At 68.3% G+C, this 1,383-nt stretch carries 1 protein-coding gene; it reads right to left on the bottom strand.

Annotation, left to right across the window (positions count from 1 at the left end):
* Positions 1-75: 75 nt before the first annotated feature.
* Entirely contained in the window at positions 76-1,368 is a 1,293-nt protein-coding gene (locus tag ET21_RS0122405) for an integrase (protein WP_337587969.1), read from the bottom strand.
* Positions 1,369-1,383 lie beyond the last annotated feature (15 nt).

The raw sequence follows: 1,383 nt of genomic DNA, 5'->3' as shown, positions 1-1,383 counted from the left end.
TGTGAACGGACAAAGAACACTGCATCCGACACCCCACGCCAATTCACCTGACCGACAAAATTCTCTGCACCGGCGTTATTTCCTGACACCCTTCAACATACGCGCCGCCGCGTTGGACGACGGAGCGAGCTTGCGGCCGTAGCGGAGTGCAGTGGCGGTCGAGGTCCATCGCAATGCCTGCGCGATCGGTCCCGCATCCTCGCCATTGGCGAACAGATCCTGGGTCAGGCCGACGCGCAACGAATGCGTGCTCAGCGCATCGATCGCATGGTCGAGATCGGCGCCCATGAGATCGACCAGGCCCTGGTCGGCTGCGGCGAGCGCCGTGCGCTTGATGATCAGCCGCATCGCCGCCGGCGTCAGCGCGCGCTCGCCAATTCCGTAGGTCACCGTGGCCGCGCGCGCAGGCCGCGCCGCCATGCGTTCCCGATCGACCCGGGCATGATAGGCCAGATCCTCGATCGCGAGCGCCCGGCGCGCTTCGCGGGGTTTGGTCCGGATCACCGCTACGCGGCGGAACAAGGCGCCCGCGCGGATTGATGCGGCCTCGCGCCAAAGAGCGACACGCCGCATCGTGTCGGGCGACAGCCACACCCAGGCCCCTTGCCCTTCCTGGTCGGTTTTCGAGTGGGGCACCTCGAGCAGCCCCGATCCATCCTCTTGCGCTTCCATCAATTCGACGGCGACGGCCACCAGCTCCGATACGCGCAAACCCGCATCATAGCCGAGCGACAGGATCGCCGCGTCGCGCAGGCCAGCGACGTCGCGCCCACACGCCTCGAGCAGCACCGACAGCGTGAACCCCCTGACGGCTTCCCGCCCGATCCCTTCGCCGAGCCGCAACGGGCCGGCCTGGCGCTGCCGGACTCCGGCCCGACGCCGCAGCCCACGCAGCGCATCGCGGACCACGACGGCACCGACGGGGCATGGAACGTCGAGAAGGTGATGGGCCACCGCCAGCGAGGACAGGCGCCGGGACACGGTCGCCGGCTTGAGCCGCCGCGCCTCGCAATAGTCAATATAGGCGACAAGCCGCGCTTCGTCGGCGGGCAGGCCGATCCCGCCGCGCTCGGCCGAGAAGCGCGCGTAGCAATCGAGATCGACCGCGAGCGCCTTGATGCTGGCGGGCGCCCGCGCCTCGATGCTCTTCTGGAAGTTGAGTTCGACCAGGCTGGCGCCTTCGCCTGTCAGCTCCTGAAGCAACTCGACGAGCTGGACCGCGCGATCTTGCGCGGCGCCCGACCGCCGCTGGGGCAGCGGCGCCTCGCCGGGTGCCAGGATCGTCACGATCTCCGCGGAAACCGAGCGCTTGGGCATGGGCAGACGCTCTGTCTGTGCAGCGATCGACAGGACGGATTTGGCGCGCATACCGGGGGACTATAA

This window comes from Sphingobium sp. DC-2 (assembly GCF_000722555.1).
GTDB classification, from domain to species: Bacteria; Pseudomonadota; Alphaproteobacteria; order Sphingomonadales; family Sphingomonadaceae; genus Sphingobium; species Sphingobium quisquiliarum.
This window is presented reverse-complemented; position numbering and strand designations above follow the sequence as displayed.